This is a genomic window from Egbenema bharatensis FJBBOT/2019 (assembly GCF_048077055.1).
GTDB classification, from domain to species: Bacteria; Cyanobacteriota; Cyanobacteriia; order Elainellales; family Elainellaceae; genus Egbenema; species Egbenema bharatensis.
In genome coordinates, this window is record NZ_CP182236.1 from 6,512,816 (window position 1) to 6,536,489 (window position 23,674).

Here is a 23,674-nt window from a genome sequence, read left to right on the forward strand (position 1 = left end):
GACAGTTAAGCTGTAACCCTTACCTGGACTGGGTTTGAGGGTGTCACCATCACCTTTTTTGATGGTGACACTAACATTTACTCATTCCCTGAAACTCCCACCAGGACTAGATTTCAGCTTATAACAAAAGTGTCACCATCAAAGACTTTAATGGTGACACCCGTGACATCTATTAGTAAGCGTAATTATTTATCTTACTGGAAATGACTTGACGAGAATAAATCTTATCTCCGCTTCCTCGTTTCCAGACTCTTACTGGCTTTCCTTCAATTCGCTTTTGTCCTCTCTCGAAACCGTGATTTCTTAGAATGGCTGCAATCTCCCTTTCCTGTGTTTTGTTCGGTCTGCCTAAAGCATTGTTCAAATCTGAACCCTTAAACGCGCAATCGGGTTCAATTTCAGCGATAAAATTTTCTAGGGAGTCCTCTAAGGTCGAAACATGGCGGTACTTTTCTTTGTTTTGGCGTTCGCTTTGCAGTTTCTCGGCTGTGGTTAGCTCATTACAGTGTCTCGGATCAGCTAAGTAAAAGTGCATCGCCCATCCCCAAATCTCATCTCGATTTTGCTCTAAAAAGTCAAAGTCAATCCGATTTTCAAGGTTTTTACTGGTTTCAATTACTACAAATCTGGTTGTGCCAGTGCTATCATTGGCAATGCCCATATGATTTGTAGTTGCGAAAAATGTTGACCGTCTTGGGTAGAAGTTCGCATCTGCGGCATAGGCTTTTCGCCCGTAGTCCTCATGAGTCGAAATTTCGGTTTTAACCTCGCTTGAGTCCATTTGAGAGAAGTGCTGATCGATTTCAGGGATTTCTAGGATAGCGAATCGCTGATGTAAACCAATTTTAGTAGTTGGATCACTGTAGCTTTTCTTGCCAATGTGCGCTTCACCTTTTAATCCCTCCCAAGGCAACAGCGAATCCAGCCAACCAGATTTACCTGAGTCTTGAGAGCCGTTAAAAATCGGGCACATCCGGTGCTTACTGCCTGGTTTGAACGTCCTTTTAATGATTCCGCAAACCAACACTCTCAACCATCCCTTAGCCAGAGTTAAATCGGTTGTAACCCCCATTGCATCCTGTAAAAGTTCCTCGATCAAAGCTTCGTTTGTGTTTGGTTCGATGTCCTCTAACCACTCCTTAAATCGATCACGTTCGTTTTTCTCTGCCATCACAGTTAAGACTCGCTTAACCGTTTTTGCTGCCCAAGTAACGTTGGTTATAGTTTCCAATCCATCGTGGAACTGCTCAGATGTGACACATTGACCATCAATGGAAATCTTATCTTCCCGAACGTCTAAAACAACGCTTTGACCTGTTAAATAATGCTTCAAGCGGTTGGTAGGGTTGACTTTACCGGGAAACTTATATTTCTTATCTAACGTTTGTTGGTGAGCGGTTTCCATTGCTCTGGTGATAGTTTGAGATGCTTTAACCTCGGTTAAACCTGCGTCTACTGCTGCGATGATTAGTTTTGCTGTAAAATCTTCTCTGAGATTTTCCGGGATGTTAATCATGTACCAATAGATATCAAATACGGTTTTGAATAGAGTTTTTTCTTGCGTACCTTCCTGAGCAAAACGGACGTTCAAAAGTCCCTTACAGAAAAGTGCTTCTCCTCTCTCCACCTGGGAATCTGCCAGCCGTTGCTTGATAGGGGAATCCTCGGCTTTATCGTAGTCAAAAGACTCGATCACACCTTCGGATTTGGTGACGACCGCATAACCCAGTTTCTCAGTCTCCCTCAGAACGGCTGTGTGTAGGTATTCGGGCAGTTTACCGATAAGCGTCTTAATTGCCCTGTCCCATGCCTTTAGAGCCGAAACAGAGGGGTCTGAAGACTCATCTTTAAGGTGCTTGTTGAACAAGCTCTGAACTTGCCACACATAAGCAGGTTTGGAATTTTCTTTAACTGAGGTTAAAAAACCCTCAGCCCCCATTTCCGTTAAGATCTCATCGGGATCAGATCCCTCTGGAAGGGAATACACAAAAACTTCTTCTGAGTTGTGGTAGAGCTTCGACACCTGCGGAAACAGTCCGTTATTGCCCCCTTCATCCCCGTCAGGGATCATATAAAGCTCTTTCGCCCATTGACGCTTGACAAACTAGATCTGAGCGTTGTTCGGGAACGCCACCCATGCAAGACAATTTAGCCCCTTAGATTGCCCTAAAAGAACGTCAAAGACACCCTCCACAGTGATGATAGGCTCATCAAAATTCACATTTTCCCAACCTAAAGGAGTAGGTTTCGCGGGAATTCTCTCGCCGTTGAATTCGGGATTTCTAAGAGATACATACTTTTGCCCAGGGGTTTTATTGTCGTACTCGCGGGCATAAAGTGAGATCAACTCATCTTTTTTGCAGCCAACCCAGGGGAAAACCAGTCTTCCAAGTAAGTTTTTCCACAATTTATCCCCTGTGGAATTTAGAATTTTATTTTCTTTCAATAGATTGACTGCCTGATTTTTTCTGTCTTCCCCAGACACAGAAACCGGAATAAGATCTTTATTCTCAATTAGAGCATCAATCAGGTTCTTTAGAAATTTATCTGAGTTGTTTGGAATATAGCCAATTTTTTCTTCAATCAAAAGATCAACTACAGCATCATCAGAAAATCCTCGATCCTTAACATAGTTTTGAACTTCTTCGTTAACTGCCATCTCATTTGCAGCCAAGGTCATGATCGTTTCAAGTACGATCGATCTTTGACTCAGGAAATGGCGTTTTCCCTTAGCTTCTTCGCTAACGTACTCTCCTTTCAACAGGACTAGTCCAGACATCTCATTGATTTGCCAAACGGCATCATCCCAAGATAAATCGTACCGTTTAACCAGAAATTGAGCAGGGTTATTAGCCCATTTGTCGTCACAACCATCACATTTGCAGTAGCCTTTTTCAAAATCAACATAAAAAGAAGATCCGGAATTGCTTTGATGCTCCCAACATTCGCCCCTTAGTTTGTTTTTGGATTCAGAGGCAATACTTAGAAGTCCACCTCTAACCACATCCATCATAATTGCGTCAAAAGTATCCTTTTTCCACTGATCGATTTCCTCATAGGTGTAGACGCGAGTGGCTTTTTCTACGATCTCCTGGCGATCGGCTGGCAAATTTTTAATAATGTTCTGTTCAAGCGTTGAATTAGTCAATGATAAAACCTCCTGGGTTTGGTATTTCGTATGCTTTACCCTTATAATGGAGGTAAGGGCAACCTCGGTTTAACGAATTTTAGAACTTCCGTTCATTTCTTTTTGCTCTTAGAAACATCACCTCCGTTTTGTGTTGTTTTTAACCTTCAAGAGTTAGTTTTTTACAATCTACAATCGTCTTAAAATCGCCTTGCCAGGGGCGATTTTTTTATTGCCTCTATTTGATCCTAACGCCAGAAGACTCAAGATCAACGCCTCGAATAACTTGGCGAAGAAACTCAGACTGATTCATTCCTAGACTTTTTACAATCTGCTTTAACTTTGCACGATCTTCAGGTTTCAACCAAAAATTTGCTTGTACCCATTTGGTCTTTTCGGGCTTCTTTAGTGTGATGTTCATGGGGCATTTCTCCTTAAGATTAGCTTTTTTCTCTACTCTTCTATGTTAGCATAAGTTTTATTGATTTGACAACAAGAGTATGAAATTCATTTTTCGGGCTTAAAATCCTTGCTTAGTCAGAGCTAAAGCTAAATGTGAAAAATTGTTTAGGTTTTAACCCCATTTTTAATTTTCGTGCATGAGGGATCTAATTCGGTATCATTGCCCTACCGTTTTACCTTTGATTCATAAGTTTGTCTGATCGGAAGCTGAGAGGCGTTTTAACCGGGGTTAAAAATAGAATGACCTAGCATACTTGAAACCTGTTTACCCCGGTTCTAGCCCTAAAAAACCTGCTCCAGAACGTGATTTAAGCCTAAAGTTGAACCCCCCTAGAAAACGATTCTAAGGGGGTAATTTTGATTAGAGGTTTAACCGGGGTTAGAGGTTAGAATATAGTTGCATATTGCATATTGCTTCAGAAATTTGCCTTCTCTCAGGAGAGGGTATTTCTGATCTGACACTGAAAATCGCCCTATAAGCTATTAACTAAGTTGGTGAGGAAAGCAACGAGCTTTTTTTGTGAACCTGCAAACGGCAGCATAGCCGTGTTAAATGCCTTACAGAGACTCCCGGTGCAGGGTGAGACAACATTTAGGGGTCAATATAGTTAAAGCGGTATAGTTAATCCCGGTTTTTTAACCACGTTCAATGGATTTCATCCGTTTAATGTGGATTGAACCGGAGTAAATAGTTTGTTCAAATTATTCAATTCAGAAAATAAGAAGTTCACAACCCTTGTAGAAGATCTTGTAACTTTTGGGGTAACTCTTTGTTTGTTAAATTGCGATCGGGAATCCACAACCGTTGATCAGCTCCAAAAATTCGATAGGGTTTGCCTTGCAAAGCAGATTTGAGTAGAGTTGCAAGATTGATTGCTGATTCATTGTGGTCGGATATGCCTCAGGTTATGAGTCAAACTTCTCCGTTCGCATATTCATGGTGTTCCTCCGAAGCCACTTCAAGTTCCAGGTATTCTTCATGGGTGTAAGTTCGTTGTTCAATTGCCTGTGTCATTTTATCTAATCTCCCTGGTGTTCAACGGTATCAGGCATTTGCTGAATGATTTCCATAGTACGAACGCTGACGGTGCAGATCCGATCGAGCAGGTCAATCACTTTTTCTTTGTAGTCCGCAAATTTGTAGGTATTGAACAGTTTGGCGATCGTCGGATCTCTAGGTTTCTTCTCTTTGTATTGGTCGAGTATCCATTCCAGGGCGGAGCGGTTGCCGAGTTTGTAGTCCCATGCAAGAGCGGGGATACCTTCTAGAGTGGTTTCCGTGTCGAGGATGATTTTGCCCTCGATTTTGTCAGTTTTGAGTTTGACTTTGGGTGTGGTGCGCTTGATGGGTTTGGCTGAGTCAGGTGCGTCAATGGGAATTAAGGTTGCCTGTAGGAGGGTATCACTGGCTGGCTTTTTGCGCCCCACATCAACCCGTTGCAATCCGTAGGGTTCAATAGTTTCGTAGTTGAGATGCAAATCCATCAGGTCTTTGCCCCAGGTTGCCCATTGGTGGAAGTCGGCATAAAAGGGCAGGCGGGGGAATTCGCGTTTGAGGTTGAGTTCGTATTTGGTGCGGTAAGCGGGATGGTGGAGAACAGCGTAGGTGTAGTGGAAGATGTCGAGTTTTGTGATGCTGGGGTCGTTGTAGTGGGTTTGGAATTGGGTTAAGCCCCAGTCGGTGATGTTGTCGATGCGTTTCCCGTTTTCGTCGTAGCGGTAGAGGGAAAGACACTGAGCAGCCGTGCCAACTAGATGTAGATCAGGAACATTATGGGTTGCAGTAACCATAAAAGGTGACTGTGTACCTGCATCAGTGCAACAAATTACAGAATTTTCACTTTTGAGAGCAGGGGAATATCCATACATCCCATAGTGATTTTGAGTGAGTCTATGATTTAACGCTTTTTCACCATAGAAATGTTTTCGTGTGAAAGGTCTCCATGCTGCATGCACGATTAGATTCTTATTGTAAGTAAGCTGCAATTGATTTTCTGCATGGGTTTTTAGAGAAGAGTTCCACTTTATCTTAAAGTCGTTTTTCTTGTTTCTGATACTTTGGCTATAAACATCAATGAAAAACTTTAATTTGTTTTCCAGGTTAATTTCCGAGAAGTCGTAAACCCACTCATCTCTACCAGTTTCAATTCCTCTAGAAAACAATGCGAAAATAGACTGACGAGAATTCTCGTCTTTTGTTTGTTTGTCAATCAAATGAATAAAATTGTCAAACTCATTTTCAGCCAGATTTATCCAGTTATTCTTTATATCAGGACGTATATGCTGAAAATCTAATTCCCTAAAGCTGACAGATCTAATAAACCCAAGCTTGTCTTCTGCTGTATCCATTTCTGGGCGGCGCAGATATGATATTTGGCACTTGTCGTGAAAAGCCTGTGAAGTTTTTCCTATCTTTACCAAAAAGGCGATTGCAACACCAGTCTTAATGCCAAAAACATTATTTTTTGTGCCTGAAAGTTTTGTGTTATCTCTTACATCTCCACCTAAGTCAATGACGTAAACATGACTAAACTCTGATTGAAAAACCTTCCTAAGCCCATCGAAGGTCTTAGAGCGAGCGAATGTACTTTTTGTGATAAAAGCTATAATTCCATCAGGGAACCTCGAAAAATTGTTTCAGGAGCGTCTTAAATTGAGACTACTATGAGATCATAACATTAGGTTAGAACGGAGCAGGGAACAATGAGCCAAACTGGAGTTTGGGAGTGGGAAAAACGTCAGAGCAAATTGAACCAGAAAAAAGATTTACTGATGAGGCTCGATCAAATTATTCCCTGGCAGGAGTTCCGCCCGACTCTAGAGAAAATTCATAATAAACCTCGCAAGAGCAACGCGGGTCGTAAAGCAATGGATGTCGTCGTCATGTTTAAGTTGTTGGTGCTGCAACAGTTGTACAACATTAGCGACGAAGAATTAGAGTATCAGGTGAGCGACCGACTATCGTTCATGCAATTCATGGGCTTTGGCTTAGCCGATGAAGTTCCCGATGCCACAACGGTATGGCTGTTTCGCAAACAACTGAGTGAACAAGGATTGATTGAAGCAGTGTTTGAGCAGTTTGATGGCTATCTCGTTGAGCAAGGCTATGCAGCTAAAGGTGGACAAATCGTCGATGCGACGCTGATTCCCGTCCCCAAACAACACAACAGCGACAAAGAAAACGAGCAGATCAAGCAGGGCAAGACCCCCCAACAGTGGCAAGATCAACCGCATCGCCGCGCTCAAAAAGACACCGATGCGCGCTGGACGAAAAAGGGGGATAAGAGTTACTTCGGCTATAAAGACCACATTGGCATCGATGCAGCGTACGGTTTGATTCGTCGTTATGCGGTTACAGATGCCTCAGTGCATGACTCTCAAGTGTTAGGAGCATTACTCGATGAAGACAACCAGAGTGATGAAATTTGGGCAGACAGTGCTTATCGCAGTGCTGCCATTGAGGAGACTTTAGAACTAATGGGCTTTGAGAGCCAAATTCATGAACGGGCTTATCGCAATCGTCCCCTCAGTGAGGCGCAAAAGCAATCCAATCGTGACAAATCCAAAACTCGTGCCAGAGTCGAGCATGTGTTTGGTCGGTGGACGATGCAGATGGGAGGCAAGCTCATCCGTTCGATTGGTCTAGTGAGAGCGAAGGCAACGCTAGGGTTGAAAAACTTGACCTACAACTTTGTACGCTACACGTTTTTACAGACTCAATGTCCTTGCTGAGGCAGAAAATTGAAGCGTAGGGGTGCATTGGAGTGTTCTGTTGGCTGCATGGAATGAAGAATTGATTGCATGACTATCAGCACAACGTTGTTCTTTGTCTCATTTGAGACCCAATCTTACCTCAAAATGAATTAATCGAGGTTCCCATCACTCTCTAGCCTGTCGGTAGCCCATCGATAAAATCGGGTATACATGTCATAAACTGCATTTTGGTTTTGTGCAGTTCCATGCTTTACATATGTATCTTTAATTCGTTTGTCGATCTCTATATACTCTCGGTTTGCATTATTCTCATTAAAATCACTTTGCCAAGAGTTGTATGGTGGATTTCCAAGAACCACAGATATTTTTCGGCTGTTCTGCTCTGAAATTCGCTCTGTGTTTTGCACACTCATTGCAAAAAGATCAAACTGCTGCCCTTCAAATGTGCAGTGATCCAGCGTATCCACCAAACAAACATTTTTGAATTCCTCATAATTACCCATTTTTTGCTGATAGGTAAACTCAATATTCAAATTGGCAATGTAATAGGGCAAAATCGCCACTTCATTGCAGTGAATCTCATGCTTATATTTATGCTCTAACTTATCCGCAGGTAAATATTCAATCAGTTCCGTCACATAGGTTCCCGTCCCCGTACAGGGGTCAAGAATTTCTACCCCCGGATCGCTCAACAACTTACCAAAGTGCTTGTGGATCAGATAATCTGCACTTTCAATCATGAAGCGGACAATTTCATTCGGCGTGTACACAATCCCCAACCGATCCGCCGCCTTGGGGTTATAAGCTTTGTAGAAATTCTCGTAGACCGCCTTGAGAAACTTCTGCTTTTCGTGGTGGTTAGCGATATTTTCTGAATGACGACGAATCACCGCATAGTAATGCTCGATGCTTTTGAGCGTGTTTTTGCGGGTGGCCCCGGTGAAAAAAGTGTTGATGATTTCTGACAGTTCCCGCGCAATGTTGTTTTCTCGGTGAAACTGCGACTCATGGAAAATATTGGTAAAAATATCCTCCGTGAGAATGTGCTGAATCAACATCTCATGAATATCGAAGATCTCGATTTCGGGGTTAATCGACTGGCGACACACCTCTAGAAAGGTGTTGCGGCGTTCCCTAAATTGGGTATTGCTCTCCTCCTGATGAGCAATAATGCTCCGCAAGGCTTCCAAAATATGCGGAACATCTTCTTTAAACTTGACAATCGCCGATCGAAAGTCGCGCACTTCAGAACGTTCGTAGTCTACAAACGTACTGATTAGCCTATCTAATGCCGCCGCATCCCGCATGGAAACGCGCAATTGCTCCCGACTGTGCTGAATCAGGATGGCAGTTTGGGAGTCTTCAAACAGGATGTTTTCGTCTGGGTAGCCCTTCTCCAGTTTTTTCTCGATTTCTTCGTCGAGTTTGTCGTACTGGTCTTTGCTTTCCCACCAGCCATGCTCCAAACGAATGGCATCTTTCACTGTGCCATCGGGAACTACCTTTGTATTGAACTTGGTCTTAAAGTCTAGTTCTGGGATCAGCAGATAGTTGCGGGGCTTGCAGTAATCATTCAGTAGCCGCTCAAAGGCATTACGAATGCTGGTTTCCTTTTTGGAACCGCCATAACGGATGATTTTTTCGACCTCCACCTGGTACTGTGTCACTAGCAATCTGGACATAAAGCGACTCCTGGAATCATGAAGCCTGGGTTAATTAAGGACTAATTTTCAGTATTCCCACTTATCCTTGATTCTGGCTCACATATTGCTATCCCGGATCATCCAATTTAGAAAATAAGTCTGATAAGTATGTAAGGTGGGTGATCGTTTCCAATCGGGTTTTGCCCACCGGATCTCACCAATTGTCTTGTGGTTACGTCCCCCCCCCAGGACTTGCGGCATAGCGACCCGTTTGAGCGGTTATGTCAAGGCACACGTTTTACCCCGGTTCTAAGGTGCAGTGGGCACATTGAAACCGGGGTAAAGCAATCAACCAGGCAACCGATCAAAAAACATTGCTTCAGCAGTTTTTAACCGACCACTATATGGACTATGGTGTGTCGCTGGTAAAGAACTAAATGAATATAATCAAACTACATAGATTCGAGATATGTTTTGTCGCCTGTATAAATAAGATCGCCTTCTGTTTTGACAACAGGTGCCCAAGCGACTTTCATACCGTCCGCATGTAAATGCTGGGCAATGAATTTTACATACTCTATATCTGGTTGAATTGGAACCAACTTTAGAAGCTCAACCCCTGCTTTAGTTAAAGCCCCTACCCTACTGGTAATTTTAGGTGTATCTTTTTCTCTCTCAAAGAACAGAATCAGAGAGCCGTAAAATATTTGAGAGGTAGTACCTGCACTAGAAGGGTTAAAGGAAAATTGCAACAAATCACTGTCAGCAACAACACCGGCATCTTTTAATGCGAAAATTTCAGCAAAGCCAAGAGTGTTTTCCTGTTTGAAAAGGTATTCTTCTGGGTTTACGTAAAACGCCATATTGCTAGTTTGAAAAACATACTGACCTAGTTTGCAGAAATTTTCTGCCTCTTGACGCGACATATTTTTCAGCGTTTCAAGAGTACGAAACGAGAAAGAACCTGGTTTCTGAATTTCACCAGCTAAAATTTTTCCCCATATGTATTGAAGTTCTTCAGCCGAAATATTTTCTGCTATTTCAAAGAACCGATTAATCCAATCTGATTCCGGTTTGTCCTCTGCAACTTGGCTCTCACCTATTAGTAGTTCGGCAGAATTAGCACATATAGACTCTATATTTTGTTGTTTTCGCAATTCCTGATACTTCCGACGGTTTTCTGTACGATTAGGAAGTGAAAGCTGCTCAGAAGATTCTTGGGATTCAGGAAGGATCTTAATCTTTCCATCTTCATACTCCATACCACCAAGCAAAGCATGGCTTTCAGCCATAGCTTGAGAAATGACCCGTATCTCGTATGCCTTAGCGTCAGCGTTTTTCCGAATAAGGTAGGGATGTGATATTGCTCCTGCTCCCTCAGAAATTACTTCTATTAGTCTCTTTAGAGGCTCACTTATACCAGCAAGATCTTTAATTTCCATTGGCGCAAAGATGTCATAGATATAGATAGACTTGTAATAGATGTTAACAGATAGCTTATAAACCATCACCTAAAGGCAACAGTAAAAGAGCGAACGTTGTACGATTTTTCCATTCCCATTCCCAATTTACCTGCTGACTGCCTGACACATCTCCTGAAACCCTTGAAACTACGTTACGTATTTACGCCATTTGAGGCACTTGTGTCAGGCAACCAGATTTACCTGTTCTACCTCAGCCGCCGAGGTTTTACTAAAGTTCGTAGTCCGATCGCCTTTCAACGGCAATTTCTGAGCCGCTTAGAGTCAGGCGTTTAACCCTGGTTAAAAGATATTAACTAAGCTAATGAGGAAAGCAACGGGTGTTTTTTGTGAACGTGTAAACGAGTGGCATAGACATATTAAATGTCTTACAGAGACTCCCGGAGCAGGGTGAGACAACAACAGAGAAACGATCGTTAATTTGGTCTAAATAATCAAAAATGTCCTAGCAATTTTGCTTGCCTTCTTTTGAGTTGGTTAAATCTTTCCCTAGCATAAAAAGTAAGGTCATCAGCAGGGAACTCATTCACCGAATAATAGCTGGAATAATTACCATTCTCCCAAGCTTTTATAACTGGGCGATAGGCAGCTACATGGGCACATAAATCCAACAGGCATTGAGGAACTTCGCTTTCCTCTAACAAGTCAGCATGATCAACAACTAATTGAGCCATTGCCTCGTTGTATGGCATAAAAACCTCTTTCATCCACAAGCACCAAGCATCTAAGTCTGTTTGTGTTGGTGGAGGATTATCATCAAAAAAGTCTTTTCCCGTAGGTCGGTAAATACTTCTAAAGCCTTTCCAAGCAGCATTTAGGGCACTCACTAGTGATAGAAGTGACCCGTAAAGCTCTTTCAGTTGTCGGTTAACTCTCTCAAGCTTTGCCCTTCTTTGCTCAAGTCTTAAATTGTTCAAATACGTTGCGATATAACCAGCTAGAGCCAAGGTCACAGTAACAGCAAGAGAGATGGTTGCTTGATCCACCTAAGTATCTCCGCTCAGATTCTAATGTGTTACTTCAATAGCTCAAGCTAACTTTACGGAAATCAGGAGCATAGCAAGATGAACCGAAGCACGTTAGAACCCTGGTTAAAAAAGATATAGGAAGACAAGAATAAGATTGAGTAGTAAACTCAACCTCAGGGCTGGGACATAGGGCGGGAGACATCCATGCTTGCTAACATACTGCCTTGCCCCACCCTACTCCTGTTAGTTTGTTAGGCTATCTGGCACTTGTACTCTCTTGACTGACAGCTTGAGCCATTCCAATCTTGGTAGATAGCTGTTTCTCCATCATTAAGACAGAGGGTTGCCGAAGTTTTTGTAGAGCAACTAGTGTAAGAAACTGTACATTGACCTGAACTACAACCTAGTGCGGAAATTTCCCTGATCTCTCCATCGCTAGAAACTACAAAGTTCTTTTCTAGTTCCTTTGAAAGCTCAGTGAGAGCTGACGTAATTTGCTGGAGCTTAACCTCTTCCATTGTTTATTCTCTCCTTTTATTTGCAGCAGCATAACAATTTATTCCCGGCTAGATCTGCCGTCTAACACCTAAATGAAGGTATTCCCGTCAGATCTGGCAGATACCTCTGTAATGACAGGTATTACCGTACAAACCGCTCTAACTCCTTTCACCCTGAAATTGCGGACAATTCACTGCCTTCTGCGATCGTAGAGATGCTAGCTTTGTGCGTGAATTTCGCTATTCACCTGATTGAAGCTCAATTCACTCCTTGTGTCACCTAATGAACGTTAGGGATCTGACCAAAAGCATGAAGTAAGTTAATACACTTCTTAAGTATCCTTTACAACATTCGGTGATTGGATTGGCTCTTAACTATGCAACCGCTCGCACTTACTCAAGAATAGAGAAGAGTTAAAGTTTCTGGATTATGACTGATTAAACCTACGTTGCCAGGGTGCTTTAACTCTCCTGAGGAGAAACGCAATCGCCCTTGAGCGTAGGTCAGATCGGGCTGTGAGCCGCTCAAAGACCGATAGCAATACAATCTACCTGATTGACCTCAACAACCTCTCCTGTGGTTGCGAGGACTGGCAGAACCAGCATGGAGTCTGGCAATGCACTTCAGCTACTCAGATCTCTCGCAGGCTGTAGCGTGATTTTGTATAATGTTTGTACCAGGTTAAAACGCATATCCCAAGAACGCTTTAACGGGGCAGCAAACCGCAATACGAACGCACCTCAATGGCATTGAGGGGGTCAGGAGTTCGAATCTCCTTAGCTCCATTCTTCATGTAGTTGTGCGATCGCACCTCGGATGGCTGAGGCGATCGTGCCTGGTGGTAAGGCCGTCAGGATTTGTTGTTGCTGCTGTAAGAGAATGCGTCTAAAGGCAGGATCGTCCTGGGCTTCCCTTAGAAGGATTTGCTGAATCAGTTCTGTCTGCATTGTTGGAGTTGTGGCAATAGCTTGCAACTGGGTCAAGACTTGCTGTGACCCTTGGGAAATCTGAGCTTCTGTGCCACTACGGGTGACTAATGAACGAATCTGCCCAGCCGCTTCGGTGTATTGAATACCCTGTCCACTCAGGTTGGTGATCGCGCTACCTTCGATGTAGAAGTTGGTGCCAAAAGCCTGTTTGCTCAGTTGTTTCAGAGCTTCTGCTTGACTTTCTGAAATCCCGGCGAATTGTCTGACGAGTTGTTGACTTTCAACTAGGCGCTGCTTGATATCTTCGTAATCGCGGTAAATTGAGTCTTTGATGGTGGTTTCTATACTGTCGTTGTTTGTCGTGGTCTGGTAGACTTCGCTGAACTGCTGTTCTAGTTGCGCTTCAATCGTTGGGTTACTACTGGTAACCCGAACTACCCACAAGTTCCCGCGTTGTTCTATGCCTTTGAGATCTAGTTCTAAGTCTGATTTCTCGGTTTTAAGCTTATAAAAGGCAAGACTGAGAGCACTATAACTGAAGTCGCCTTTAAAGATCAATTCCAATTCGTTTTCGGGTTGTTGGAACAGAGCAGCAAACTCACCGGGTTCAAAGTTGCGATCGGATGGATAGCGATGAATGGGTTGTCCATCTTCGTATTCTTTAAATACATAGTCACATCGCACATCAGTGAAGGTAGTCTTGTCGCTGACACTCCAATCTTCGATGCAAGCACCAGTCAGATCGGCTCCAGTAAAGTCCGCTCGTGCGACTTGGGCGCGGACAAGGATACAATCCCGTAGATCAGTTCCTCGCAAATTGGCTTCAGTCAAATTGGCATCAATCAAGATATTGGTGCGGAGATCAACCCCTTCTAAATCTGCTCCCGCCAGTTGGGTGCGAATTAACCGACTTCCTCGTAAATCTGCGCCTTTCAAATCCGATCCGGTCAGATTTGTATCCGTCAGGTCAAACCCACGCATATCCGCATTTTGAAGATATGCACCTTGAAGATTAAATTTGCTAAAGTTAGGATCGAGGCTACATCCATGAGTCAGTAATTTTTGCACTTTAGGATATGCCAAGTCGAGATATTGGTTATCCACTCTAGCTCGTTCCAAACCAGCTACATCCTGAAAGCAAGTTCGGTAAAGTTTTTTTGCCCTCAAATCTGTGTTAGCGAGTTCAGATCTCGTAAAATTAGCATTACTAAGAACTAACCCATGAAAAGATGTCCCACCCCATGTACCAATAACAAGTGCTAATTCCCTAAGCAAATCAGGATAATTCCATGGTACTTGTCTACGTTGATTAGTAAACCATGCAGATATCATCAAAGATAAAACTAGCCCGAGTCCACCCAACACGGTCGTGATTTTCAAGCGCAATAAATCAATACTAGATATAGATGCAAGATTTTCCTGAGAAACAAACTCTGGTCTCTGCAGACCAATTGAGAATACAAGTAGAGATGTGGGGATTGCTATGGAACAGGAGAGTAAAAGCGTCAATAATTGAAAGAATCTAGAATGCAAGAAAAGAATTTTTGATAGTGCAATAAGGAAACGAAAAGCAAAAAAAAGAACTCCGCAAATAGATAATTGAACAATAAGATTACCAATTGAGACAATGAGAAAATCAGAACCTAGCTGAAGCAATCTTAAGTAACTTACAATTTGCAATAACACTATGCCAATAAATGCCGAAGAGATTGACATATTAATACCTTTTTGCCAATCCCATATAACCGTAGAGAACAACCAAATCAGCGTGATAAAAAAGACCAGCGAAAATGTAGCCTTGTAAGGAGTTTCTAAGATTATTGGCAAAATAACGCCTCCTCCTTGGTAACTCCCAACAAAACTAAGACACCCATAAAGTAGGACGATTAATAGAGCCAAGGTGAATTTAGTTAAAAGAGATTGTCCAGCTACGAAACCAGTAAAGTTTGATTGCAGTTTTTTTTGCCCGAATCTATTTCCCTTAATATTCATGACAGTACATTAAAGAGTTTTGCGGATTTGAGAGAAGCTATAACTTACATATGCCCATTATCCCTAAAATGTAAGGTTAGAAAATTACAGACACTCTAACCATGCTTAGCTTTACGGAATCATATCTTTTACTTTTTAACCCTTGGGGTGACTGGTCTTTCGTAACGACTTGGCCGAGGACACCTTTTACATCAACTATAACTGGTACAGCTTTTTGGGGAGAGCAAGAATTAGTCGCGCAGGAGAAAATCATTGAACTTATACGCAATAGGTCGCTGAATAAGCAAAAGTTATGGATTAGTACTGTGCGCGATCCCCGCGAAGATCAACCAGCAGCTTCGCTTCAAGTAGGTTCTTCACGAAGTCTCTCGGTTTGCCGTATAGCTCGCCACTTTCCACGTAAAAATTTTCAAATTTTTATTGAGGCTCTTTTAGAAAACCTTGCTAGAAAACCAGAAATTGCTAAAAACTTCGACTCAATTGCAAAACTTAAGGAAATCTTTCTAATTCCAGATAAGATCGCAGATGAGATCTTTGCAACAAAAGAATTCAAGGATGATGACAAAAAACTTATTGACAAAGCTCTAAAAGATGATGAAGATCGCAAAGCGACTGAGGTCTATGATTCATTTGAAAAATTAAAGGAGAAACTTCTAGCTCCATATAAGGCGAGAGGCGTAGATCACTCTCTAGAATACAGCAAGATCCTTTTAAAGGCATTTCGTGACTTGACAGAAGACCAGCTAGCCAAGCTGAATCCTATCCCGGTTGGCTCAGGATTTTTAGTCGGTGCGACCCACTTACTTACAAATTATCATGTTTTGCCTGATGAAGAAGTTGCCAGGCAATGCGTGGCTCAGTTTAATTACGAAGGATCACAGGGAGCAATCCAAAGGACGGAGGACTATGAGCTTGACCCAAATGCACTATTCATTCGAGAACCCAGTTTAGATTATACGCTGGTTCAGCTAAAATTTAGTCAATTGACCAGGCAAGCTGGGCATAATTTTGGCTGGCTGCAATTGGTTGAGTCTGATTCAAATGTCATCCCTGATATCAGCCATGATTCATATATCATTGCTCAATTAGAGAAGGAAGACTATAGGCTGTCAGAAGAAGAAAAAAAAGGCGATAACGTAATTTTAATCCATCACCCTAAAGGTAGACAAAAGAAAGTTGATCTAACCAACAACCGTGTTATTCCAAATGGGCTTTATAAAGATTTCCTACGCTACCAGGGGGAATCTGATTATGGTTCATCAGGTTGCCCAGTCTTCAACACCAGATGGGAATTGGTTGCGTTAAATCATGCGGCTATTGTGCAGGCAGACGGAACATTTATCAAGCAAGGAGTTAGGGTTCGCGCGATTGTTGCAGATCTAAAGCAAAAAGCTACTTTCATTCCGAAGCTTAAGAGCTTTATTGAAGATTTTGTTGTTACTTCTGAGCGATTAGTTTATCCAGCATTGCCAGCAGCGCTGGAATTTGATGGAGAGACGACTTATGTAGACTGCGGTAAGGATGAAAGTTTGGTAATTAGTCAGGCAGTTACGGTCGAAGCTTGGGTTAGGAATAATGATCCCAATTCAGATGGAGTCATTGTCCATCGCGGCGGTAGTTTTGACAACCCTGGATACTGTATATGGCGGTACAACAATAGAATTCGGGTAGAGTTGCAAGACAATATTAAAGGGAAAATAATTGTCGATACTGTAGATACAGCTCTTGATGATCAATCTTGGCATCATATAGCATTCACATGGGACACCGAAAAGAAATGGAAACAGATCGAGGGATGGGAACAAAGTAAAGGTAATAAGGATATATGGAAAAAAATTGCAGGAGTAACAATATACATTGACGGAGAAGTAAAGCCTATCGAAACTCCCTTAAGAGACTTAAAAGATGGCTTTAACCTCGATAATATTGGCTCTCCCGCTATGGGGCTAACCATTGGTCGTTCTGAAAGCATTGAAAATCTTATTGAAAAGATTATCAATGGTCTTAAAGAAAATTCTTTTCTTCAAGGTTATTTTCATCAGACTCGTGCCAATCTTCGTCTTGAGCTAGCACGCCAATACTATTTCAATGGTTCTATTACTGAAGTTCGTCTTTGGAATGTTACTCGCACTCAGGATCAGATTAAGGAAAACAGGTTTCGTCGGTTAAGCAAATATGATTCAGAACAAGATTGGTCAAACTTAGCAGGTTACTGGCGACCAGAAGAAATCATAGATAATGAAGTTTGCAACCTTAAATTCGAAAATCTACGACCTACAGATTTTAATCCTTCATTTCCGCCGAATTTTGGATTGCGACTTCATGGATTAGGTGAGTATATTGACTGTGGTAAATTGAATTACGAAAAAAATATTGCAGCACTTACAGTTGAAGCTTGGGTAAAGAATATGGGTGGCGATTCAGATGGAATGATCGTTCACCAAGGTGGTGGTTGGCGCGAAGATGGATTTTCTATATGGAAACGCAAAGAAAGCCTTCGTGTGGAGCTACAAAATAGTCAGACTCATCAAAAGATAACTATCGATGCCAAGATAAGTAGCGAAGCCAGCAAAGGAATCCTAACTGAATCACCTCCACAATGGCATCATGTAGCATTTACGTGGAAAAAAGACAGCGATATCAGTGTATACATTGATGGTGAAATAGCTAAGGAAACAACTGTTGTTTTAAGCGAAAACTGTAAATCAGCCTCGGATTTCTCAAGTGTTGGTATTCCTAAGGTGAACCTCAACCTCGGTCGATCTCAAAATCACGGTAGGTATTTTAATGGTTGTATTGCCGAAGTTCGCATTTGGGACGCAGCTCGAACGCAAGATCAGATTCAAAAAAATATGTCTCGTCGGTTGAATGATGATGAGCTAAAGGATGATGAAGAACTAAAAAGAGAGCTGATTGGTTATTGGTTCCTCGATCAGAAGTATGGTGATAGGGATATCAATCGCTCGCCGACAAAGCAATATGGTTATGGTACATACGGCATTGTTTTTGGAAGGAGATGGGAAAGGGCATATACTCTTCTTGAAGGGAATCAAGGTGCTTATGGTGTGGTTTCTAAAGCGCAAACGATCAAAGCCTCTCAGTATCCGGCTTCTCCTTTACCATTTGGATTGATTTTTAGTGAAAGCAGCCATTGCGTTAAGTGTTGCTTTCAACATAGTAAAGCGCAAAATTTAGCTTTGAAGGTCACTGATGGTATCACTGTTGAAGCGTGGGTTAAGCATAATTTTGGATCCTCCTCTATCGTGAAGCAACGCAACAATCAGGGATATGGCTATTCGTTAGTTTGGTATGAAGGCAAGCTCCAAGTCAAGCTTCAAGCTGAGAAAGAGGGAATAGTAGTCTACACTGAAGAGAATTTCCCAAACGATCATTTATGGCATCATGTTGCCTTCACTTGGGGTAGGGACAAGCAAGATCACAATTCACACGAGATTTCCATTTATATTGACGGTAGACTCCAGAATTGTGTTGTAGAAGGGAATTGCAAAACTGTTATTTCTACAATGCAAACAAAAAGCATTGGTATATTTAAAAGTTCTCTTGAATTTCTCGAAAATCCTCCCATACCTCTTATAGTTGGAGGCACAGAGCAAGAGACGGATTATTACAATATGGCGATCGCTGAAGTTCGTCTTTGGAACGTCGCCCGAACGCAGGATCAGATTCAAAAGAATATGTCTCGTCGGTTAAGTCAACAAGTTTCAGAGCAAGATTCAGAGCAATGTTGGTCAACCTTAGTTGGCTACTGGCGATTAGATGAGGTTAGTGAAGATAAAAAGTTAGCATTTGATCAATCAAACAACAAGAACCACGGTACTATCTGCGGAGCAACAGGGTTTCCTGAACTCTCACCTTAGAAAACTAAACCTCCTGAGTTCCAGAAATCTCCTGGATCCTCCACCCTCCCTGAGAGACAATAGTTCCTCAGCTAGGCTTCTGCTTCAGCACTGGAGTTAATTGCTCTGGAATTCCCGCCATCTGAATCGCACTACACCCCAACTTATAGGCAAACTCAATCGATCGCCCCGCCAAAAGCGCATCATAAAACCCGATCGCAAACTCGATCGCCGCTTTATCCCCAACTGCCCGTTTCATCCCCACCACATAAGGAATATGTTGCGCAATCGCTCTCGCTTGTACTTCCGAGTAACAGGCATTTAGCACCACACATTCAACCTGGTCACTAAACAAGCCAAACAAACTGGCGATCGCTTCTGCTGATACCAATTTAGGCTGCCCTGTTTCATCCTCAAACATCAACCCCTCCGGCTCGGTTGAGGAGTTTGAAACAACAGACAGCTTTCGGGTGGATAACGGTTCATCCCCTACATCTTCAATTCCAACGCCATGACCCGAAAAGTGAACAATCTGCGGTTGGCAATCAAGCAACGCCCGTCGCATATCCATCGCCGTTACTGCCCAACGCTCCGTCAACACAAAGCGATCGCGATATTGAGAGCGTTCCAACCCCCTTTGCAGCGATCGAACCTCCTCCCCTAATCGCAGTGGGGTTGTTCCCTTAGGGTTTGCGGCTACAACTAGAATTGTCTTGACCGATTGAAACTGATCAACATCTTTGGCATTTTTATCTGGCTCAGATGGCTGCTCAGAAGCTTCTCGGTAATAGATGTTCCCATAACCAGCCATATTTGTAATAGAACTGTTCTTTATATTGAATATTGACCCCTGAACATTTCCAACCGCTGTTCCACCTGACATTTGCTCAATTGCTTGATGACTCTGATGATTAGGTTTGTTGCTGAAGGCATCCTCCTGTAGAATTCTGGCGATCTCTTTTGCTAAATCTAGATTTTCCTTCAGCAGCGTGTCTAGTTCCTCCTGGAAGACTGCTTTGCGAGCTTCACTTTCCGGTTTCATAGCAACCTGCTCTGCCGCAATTCGCGCGTCGTCCTTAGCCTCTAGCGTAGGATGCAACTTTGACCAGATCCCCACCGCTTTAGTCCAAGCACCTTCGCCAAACTTTTCTCCCGCCTTTTCAGAAGCTTTCTCTCCAAACTTCATTAAAAAGGGCAAGAAAGGAACCAGGAAAGTCGTTAAAAGCGCGATATCCATTTGGTTTACTCTAGTTAAGAGTTTAGAGGAATGCCAATTGCCATCAAAGATTGAGACGTAGAATCCCTTAATAGAACAGACTATTGAAAACAATCATAGCTTGCAGGGTGTGCCCGTTTCGCCCTTTTGCCAAGTTTGATCTATCAAAACAGGAAAGTCATGCTACGTCAGTATTTTGCAGGAGTGACAGAAGAGGGATCAGAGAACTTCGATCGCCCTCCACAAACTCGACACACTAAAATAAAGAGTGGTCAAAGTGAGTTGAAGTAGTTCACTTCCGATGAAAGTTGCTGATCTGTCTTCAGAAACGCTGGCAAAGATTAAGTCGGTTCGATGGGATCGAATCATTGAGAAGCATGAGGGCCGGAGGATTGGGACGGTGAGTTTTCCTATGGCGATCCAGAATTTCTGATGGTTGAGGGGCATCCGGTGCTGTTACCTGTAGACAAATCGCACCATCCAAACATCACTATTTTGCGATCGATCTTCAGCCACGATGGCAATTCACTGACGCTGTTCTTGCAAGACACGACCTATGGTACAGAATGGTACGAGTCGGGCTATGTAGCTGTGTGTGACAAGGTAGCAGGCGAACGATTCTTTCTGGCGATTCTGTATCACGAGTGGTTTGTGATTGAGCGATCGCCCGTGTTTGAGTCATAGTTTTCATTTTCCCTTCGCTGATCCGCCTCTGTCTCGCTGTCTACACAGCAGGTTTCTTCTGGATCAAAGACGACGTAAAACGAACCGTTGGGTACTTTGCGCTGAAGGAAACGCACCATGCTATCGGCATCAATGCGGTTGTTGCTGCGTCCGATCGCTTTGGGTTTGTGTCCGGGCATGGCGGCAATAATGGCGTAGGGTCGATCGCTCATAAACTTTGCGCTCTATGTGTGTAGTTCAATCAAAGTCATACCATAATGTTGTGTATATACACAATAAGTCACATAGAGTAAGTTGAGATTGTGTAATGAGCGAGACAAACTTAGGGAATGAGCAGGCAGAAAGCAGACCGGGAGGAGTACGGCGAGAAGAAGGATCGGGTGAACATCAGCCTGACTCCAACGGCTCAGAGGCTCCTAGATCAGCAGGGGGCAGCGATGGGCATCAGTCGCAGCGAATTGATCGAACGACTGGCGCGAGGGCTAATCAGTTCCAATCCAGAGGTCAGATCGCTGGGGGGATTTTGCGCCAACTGATTGTGAAAGCTGACAGCCAGTTGGCAAAAGTTGAAGATCGTCTGCAACAGCTTGAAATTGAACGGCAGAAGCTTGAAGAGGAACGGGAGCAGGCGCAACAAGAACGGGAGCAGTTACAAACGCTCCTGGAAAATTTGCAACAAACGATTCAGGAAAATCCTTAGGATCGTGAATTGAATAACTTGCCAATCATTCTGCCTTGCTGACTGGGCGGGCAAGATGCCCACCCCACAAGAAGTTCAGGTTATTTAATTGCATTCCTTAGTTATTGCTGGCTTGAACACGTCCTGTGAGTAGGTCTTGCATAAGTCTCTGTTTAGGGCTTTCTAACGAGAGCATGTCACGTTTGCAAGTCTAACCCTCATCCCCTAACCCCTTCTCCCCACTTGGGAGAAGGGGAACCGGATTGAAGTCCCTCGCCCTTTGGGAGAGGGATTTAGGGTGAGGGCGACAAAAGTGACATGCTCCCTTTCTAACCTTTGTAAATTGGGACTATAAATTCCACTGCCAGTCTGATTGAGTGGATTCAACTTGCCTGCTGCATTTCAGCGAATTGCCAGCGCTTAATCTGTCCCTCTTCACGTACCAGCAACATTCCAAACCATTCCAACCGTTCCAGGTTTTCGGCAATCGCTGCTTTATTCCGTCCACCGTTCTTAAACTGAGCCGCGATTTGTTCGATCGACCATTCACCACCACTGGTACGGAGGAGATCGCGGATGGCAGCCAGTTGTTCTTTGGGTTGTTTCGGGAAGGGCTTCTGTTCAACAGGGGCAATGACGGTTTCTTCGGGTTCAACAACTCCAGTAAGAACCTGTTGCTGAGTTCTGACTTCGTTGGGAGCCTGGTATTCAGGACGGAGCCAGCGAATTAAGCCGTTGCGTTCTTCTTCAGCACGTTCGGCGTTGAGGGCAACGAGTCGTTCCAGGATGATTTCGTCAATGCCCTCTTTCATTCTGCCGTTGTCGTCTTTCAGGTCTTGCCAACCATAGGCATCAAGGACAGCAGCATCCAGTTCATCGTGGATTTGTTTGAGGGTGGAAACGAGGGCTTTGTCGTTGTAGGCTCGATCACCCTCCGTAAACGCCTCGCCTTTCCGCAGTTTTTCCAACAGGTTATACATCCCGGTAATAGTGACATCGAGATACTGTGCCTGAACTCGCCTGCGGTGTGAGTCTAATCGTTCTCCCAGTTCTCGAATTTTTTGTTTCTGTTTAGGAAGGGAATCTTGAAAAAGACACGAGTAAATAGCCGTTGAGTAAATCATAGTCATTTCTTGTATTAATTTTCCAATTCAAAGAATCAAAGGATCTGGATTGGGTGGAACAAGAAAATCAATTGATTTGCCAACAAATCCATGCTTTGAATATAATCTGAATCTAATGAATTGAGGTATTAAATACCAGTTATCACGTAGATTAGATTGCTTAAAAATATACTTCTCAGATAATTCTCTTAGCAGCTGAACAGTTTTTTCCTCGCCAAGAAACGCTATTGCTGTTAGTTCAGCCATTACCGCGTAAAAGAAGCATAAAAGGGACAAGTTTTTATATAGAAAGCATAGTAGATGCCCTTCTTCTATTTCTATTATTGTACTAATTCCTAGATAATTAGCCCAAACACGGAATTTGTACATGAAATCGAGGACATTTCCATGCTCAGCCATGAAATCAATGTACATATTTTCAAGGTCATAAATTGATTTTTCAGGAAATCGAGGACATTTGCTGTACTTGTATTTCCAGAAGTCTTTCTCGCCTCCTCTTAAAATCGATATTGAATTCTTATGCGCAGTGCTAATATTAAAAGGGTAAAAAATAGTAGTATTATTCATTTTTGAGAATAAATTGTTGTTGAAAAACGAAGTACTCTTTCGATGTTGCTCAGTTCTCAAATTATCAGTGTTCGTAAAAACTATTGAGTTTGTATACTCATAAATAGAATAATACGTTTGAATAATGTTCCATGATGGAGATTTTCCTACATAATTGGAAGTTTCTAGCTTTGTGCCTACTTCAAGAAAATCCGAAGGAACGGGAACCAGCCTTACTAGCTCGTTGTACCATCCTTTAGTAAGGTGAAAAATAAATTTATCTTGAGAAAATTTCTTGCCGATGCTACTCCGAATTTTATTTATTGAAATCTTATTCTCTCTTAGAAATCCATCTAGTATAGAATCAATTCTATATTTTTTCTTTTTGATGGTTTCTTTAGAAGAGTATCGTAGTTTTAATAACCAGCAGGTAATATCAATAGTATCGTGAAAAAATAGGTACTCCGTTATTTCAGGATAGTACTCATAGAGATAGAAGTCATCAAGAGAACCTATCTTACCTAGAATTTGAGGGTTTTTCAAAATCAGGTATATTTTCTTTAAGTGATGCTTGAGTATATAATCTTTATCACCTAGGCTAAATATTTTGATTGTGATGCGGTTACAAATTTCTCTCAATTTCTCGACTGGAAAATTAGTTTCTAAGGCTATTTCTTCTAGTGATTTAAAAGCCTCAGATTGATTTAAGCTATGCGATTTATTGTGTGATGAAGCAGAAATAATTGCCATTTAA

17 protein-coding genes and 1 pseudogene are annotated in these 23,674 nt (G+C 42.6%); 6 read left to right on the forward strand and 12 right to left on the reverse strand.

The features are described from left to right. Positions 1-172: 172 nt before the first annotated feature. From ACM1PF_RS30305 to ACM1PF_RS30320, 4 genes are all read right to left on the reverse strand, one after another. Complete coding sequence (locus tag ACM1PF_RS30305; protein ID WP_416670102.1) at positions 173-2,071, reverse strand: VapE domain-containing protein; 1,899 nt, start codon at positions 2,069-2,071, stop codon at positions 173-175. Between the two features lie 33 nt (positions 2,072-2,104). After that, entirely contained in the window at positions 2,105-3,148 is a 1,044-nt protein-coding gene (locus ACM1PF_RS30310; RefSeq protein ID WP_416670103.1) for a hypothetical protein, read from the reverse strand. A 217-nt stretch (positions 3,149-3,365) separates the two neighbouring features. Continuing rightward, on the reverse strand, positions 3,366-3,548 hold the full coding sequence (locus ACM1PF_RS30315; protein ID WP_416670104.1) for a hypothetical protein: 183 nt from the start codon (positions 3,546-3,548) through the stop codon (positions 3,366-3,368). 1,061 nt (positions 3,549-4,609) lie between these two features. Next, on the reverse strand, positions 4,610-5,938 hold the full coding sequence (locus ACM1PF_RS30320; RefSeq protein ID WP_416670106.1) for a type ISP restriction/modification enzyme: 1,329 nt from the start codon (positions 5,936-5,938) through the stop codon (positions 4,610-4,612). Positions 5,939-6,292: 354 nt separating this feature from the next. On the opposite strand from ACM1PF_RS30320, the gene ACM1PF_RS30325 reads away from it, so the two are divergent. Further along, the gene (locus ACM1PF_RS30325) at positions 6,293-7,321 is read left to right on the forward strand and encodes an IS5 family transposase (RefSeq protein WP_416670108.1); all 1,029 of its coding nucleotides are present in this window, start codon (positions 6,293-6,295) and stop codon (positions 7,319-7,321) included. Positions 7,322-7,464: 143 nt separating this feature from the next. On the opposite strand, the pseudogene ACM1PF_RS30330 reads toward ACM1PF_RS30325, so the two are convergent. Both ACM1PF_RS30330 and ACM1PF_RS30335 read right to left on the reverse strand, forming a co-directional pair. Further along, positions 7,465-8,985 (reverse strand): annotated as a pseudogene (locus ACM1PF_RS30330) (N-6 DNA methylase); the annotation flags it as partial. A 413-nt stretch (positions 8,986-9,398) separates the two neighbouring features. Then, positions 9,399-10,388, reverse strand: a complete 990-nt coding sequence (locus ACM1PF_RS30335; protein ID WP_416670109.1) for a DUF2806 domain-containing protein — start codon at positions 10,386-10,388, stop codon at positions 9,399-9,401. A 162-nt stretch (positions 10,389-10,550) separates the two neighbouring features. Here ACM1PF_RS30335 and ACM1PF_RS30340 point away from each other — a divergent pair, with 162 nt between their 5' ends. Beyond that, complete coding sequence (locus ACM1PF_RS30340; protein WP_416670111.1) at positions 10,551-10,703, forward strand: hypothetical protein; 153 nt, start codon at positions 10,551-10,553, stop codon at positions 10,701-10,703. Between the two features lie 158 nt (positions 10,704-10,861). On the opposite strand, the gene ACM1PF_RS30345 is transcribed toward ACM1PF_RS30340, so the two are convergent. Together ACM1PF_RS30345 and ACM1PF_RS30350 are read right to left on the reverse strand one after the other, a co-directional pair. Beyond that, positions 10,862-11,413, reverse strand: a complete 552-nt coding sequence (locus ACM1PF_RS30345; RefSeq protein ID WP_416670113.1) for a hypothetical protein — start codon at positions 11,411-11,413, stop codon at positions 10,862-10,864. Between the two features lie 1,256 nt (positions 11,414-12,669). Continuing rightward, complete coding sequence (locus tag ACM1PF_RS30350) at positions 12,670-14,814, reverse strand: pentapeptide repeat-containing protein (RefSeq protein WP_416670115.1); 2,145 nt, start codon at positions 14,812-14,814, stop codon at positions 12,670-12,672. Positions 14,815-14,915: 101 nt separating this feature from the next. On the opposite strand from ACM1PF_RS30350, the gene ACM1PF_RS30355 reads away from it, so the two are divergent. Further along, entirely contained in the window at positions 14,916-18,692 is a 3,777-nt protein-coding gene (locus ACM1PF_RS30355) for a LamG-like jellyroll fold domain-containing protein (RefSeq protein WP_416670117.1), read from the forward strand. 67 nt (positions 18,693-18,759) lie between these two features. Here ACM1PF_RS30355 and ACM1PF_RS30360 read toward each other — a convergent pair whose 3' ends face one another. Next, the gene (locus tag ACM1PF_RS30360) at positions 18,760-19,908 is read right to left on the reverse strand and encodes a CHAT domain-containing protein (protein WP_416670119.1); all 1,149 of its coding nucleotides are present in this window, start codon (positions 19,906-19,908) and stop codon (positions 18,760-18,762) included. A 411-nt stretch (positions 19,909-20,319) separates the two neighbouring features. On the opposite strand from ACM1PF_RS30360, the gene ACM1PF_RS30365 reads away from it, so the two are divergent. Continuing rightward, a complete protein-coding gene (locus tag ACM1PF_RS30365; RefSeq protein ID WP_416670121.1) occupies positions 20,320-20,571 on the forward strand; it encodes a hypothetical protein in 252 nt (83 codons plus the stop codon). Here ACM1PF_RS30365 and ACM1PF_RS30370 read toward each other — a convergent pair. Further along, positions 20,526-20,783 carry a hypothetical protein gene (locus tag ACM1PF_RS30370; RefSeq protein ID WP_416670123.1) on the reverse strand — a complete coding sequence of 86 codons (258 nt, stop codon included), beginning with the start codon at positions 20,781-20,783 and terminating at the stop codon, positions 20,526-20,528. The genes ACM1PF_RS30365 and ACM1PF_RS30370 overlap by 46 nt on opposite strands. A gap of 117 nt (positions 20,784-20,900) precedes the next feature. Between ACM1PF_RS30370 and ACM1PF_RS30375 the strand changes: the two genes are divergently transcribed. Next, positions 20,901-21,107, forward strand: a complete 207-nt coding sequence (locus tag ACM1PF_RS30375) for a ribbon-helix-helix protein, CopG family (protein ID WP_416670125.1) — start codon at positions 20,901-20,903, stop codon at positions 21,105-21,107. A gap of 2 nt (positions 21,108-21,109) precedes the next feature. Then, a complete protein-coding gene (locus ACM1PF_RS30380; RefSeq protein ID WP_416670127.1) occupies positions 21,110-21,271 on the forward strand; it encodes a hypothetical protein in 162 nt (53 codons plus the stop codon). Between the two features lie 362 nt (positions 21,272-21,633). Here the strand turns inward: ACM1PF_RS30380 and ACM1PF_RS30385 are convergent, their stop codons facing one another. Continuing rightward, on the reverse strand, positions 21,634-22,380 hold the full coding sequence (locus ACM1PF_RS30385; RefSeq protein WP_416670129.1) for a hypothetical protein: 747 nt from the start codon (positions 22,378-22,380) through the stop codon (positions 21,634-21,636). A 21-nt stretch (positions 22,381-22,401) separates the two neighbouring features. Then, positions 22,402-23,670: a hypothetical protein gene (locus tag ACM1PF_RS30390; protein WP_416670131.1), complete on the reverse strand. Its 1,269-nt coding sequence runs from the start codon at positions 23,668-23,670 to the stop codon at positions 22,402-22,404. Positions 23,671-23,674 lie beyond the last annotated feature (4 nt).